General features: G+C 40.0%; 2 protein-coding genes and 1 pseudogene. All 3 read right to left on the bottom strand.

Features of this window, described 5'->3' with window-relative positions:
• A partial coding sequence (locus GXP65_RS25165; RefSeq protein ID WP_205455638.1) for a hypothetical protein occupies nt 1–211 on the bottom strand: 211 nt, incomplete at its 3' end.
• Between the two features lie 1108 nt (nt 212–1319).
• Nucleotides 1320–1464 (bottom strand): annotated as a pseudogene (locus tag GXP65_RS25525) (DUF3265 domain-containing protein).
• Nucleotides 1427–2140, bottom strand: a 714-nt coding sequence (locus GXP65_RS24815; protein WP_205455636.1) for a hypothetical protein, incomplete at its 5' end; no start/stop codon positions are given. The gene GXP65_RS24815 and the pseudogene GXP65_RS25525, both read right to left, overlap by 38 nt.

Raw genomic sequence — 2140 nt, 5'->3', positions numbered from 1 at the left:
TTATGGTGGAGACTTTACCACCTAACTTGGTGTCCGGGATCATTAAACCACTACACTTAGCATAAAGTGAGTCTAATAGCCCACTAACCACATAAGTAGATAGATATACGACTGTGTTTCCAAAAATCCTTAAAATTGGGTCTAAGCAATACACAAAGACCATTGATGCAACAATACCAGTTGCTATACCGATTTTTACTGATTTATCCATTAATAGACTCTATACCTAAATTTGTAATTTAACGCCCTGCTAAGGGGTGAGCAACGCAATATCGATGTTGCCGCATACCGCCTTAATCACTAAATTCAACGCACAGTAAAAATGCCACGCGTTGTGAATCCCTCTTGAGCAGCTTGTTAGTGCGCTGCCCTTAAAGCTTATGACATTTGCCAAGGCATTGAAATATAGAACGAAATTTTAGCTTAAAACGCGAAAGCTAAACGGACAACTGCCAATCTGAAACCAATACTCAGAACGCGAGTTGGCTAGAAGAAAAACGCGCAAAACTCGATGATTTTCAGCACCTTTAAATTTGCAAAGGAGACTGACTTCGAACTTTCCCGACGACACCAAAGAAACGATTTTTCGCCGAAAAACCATCCGAGACAAAGAAGCCAAGCCAATGAAATTGCCCGAAAGTTAGAAACCGTAAACGACGTTGGCAACACGATCACTGCACATCTAGTGCCACCGGAGAGAACGTGAAAGGCACATTTGAACCGCTGTAAAGCAGAGCAAAGAAACCAATAAACACCAAATTTTACAACCTTTGATGCCCATCCCGTACTAACGCCTTGTTAAGGTGTGAGGCGCGCAATGCCTAAATTTCCGCATGATACCTTAACCACTGAACGCAACGCATGGTGAAAATGCCATGCGTGCCGAATCACTCTTGAACAATTTGTTAAGTGTTTTTTACTTTGCCATTAGATCTTTGATTTGCTGAACATTTAGATTGTGCTTGTGAACACAATGATCACCTATACCCATCGCAAGCAGCCAGCAAAAAATAGGAACAATGATTGTCCCAGCAGTAAAGAAAGCAACAATGCATAGAACGAGAGCTCCAGCTATTGAAGAGTAAAACAGTCCCAATGGACCAAAGAAGAGCGTAAGTAGGAAAGATACTAACCTTGATTTTTCATTAAGATTCACTTTAAGCACCTAAATCAATTATATTTCGCCGATCAATAACCGGAAGAATAAAGCGGTTATCGGGTTAACTGAATTCTATACTGAAAGCTCTCAAACAATGAAGATTTTTATGCACTTACACTCTTAATCATCACGACCATTTCGAGAAACACTTAACGCCCTGTTAAGGTGTGAGCAACGCAATACCGATGCCGCCGCATACCACCTTAAACACTAAAAGCAACGCATAGTAAAAATGCCACGCGTTGCGAATCACTCTTAAACAGTTTGTTATAGCTCAATTTTGTTTTGAATTTGAGCAACCCCATCATTCCAAATCCGCAAAATCATAACTTTCAAATCCATTGCTAGTTTTTCAGTAGAGCTATTAAAAAGTTGAGCTTGCTGCTGAAAACGAATCTGAGCATTTTGAATTTCAATATTTAATGAGCCTTTACCAAAGCCGTGCAAAAGACCATCTATAGGATTGTTGTAACCTGTCATAAACCCTATAACCATGCCTTTGATACCACTGTGTTTATCTACCACAGCAAGCAAATCTCTTGCACTTTGAGATAAATACGTACTTTGATCCAAAACTGCATTAATATCTCGATAAAGAAAACTTCTCAGCGTACCCAGTCGGAATACATCAACAACTATTGATTCGAGATATCTAAAGTCATAGCCCATGGTTTCGAGGCACTCAACTGCATTTCGTTGTAACTTTTGCTCGATTGTTTCAATAGAGTCAAATAGGTCAACTTGTAGTTTTACTAAACTGAGGTTTGAGACACTCAACATGGCGGTATGCCAGTCAGTGTTGGGGGTTACTACAATCTGATTTGCAAATATTTTATGAAATTCACTTATCGCAACACCAAACTCTTCGCAAAAAGCCTCTGAACTCCAAGTCATTTTTATCTCCAGAAACGTGGGAGCAATTGAGCTATAACGCCTTGCTAAGGTGTGAGCAACGCAATACCTTAGCCTCCGCATAATACC

It is taken from the genome of Vibrio sp. LB10LO1 (assembly GCF_010092875.1).
GTDB lineage: Bacteria > Pseudomonadota > Gammaproteobacteria > Enterobacterales > Vibrionaceae > Vibrio > Vibrio campbellii.
Note: the sequence above shows the minus strand (reverse complement) of the source record. Positions and strands in the feature narration are given on the sequence as shown.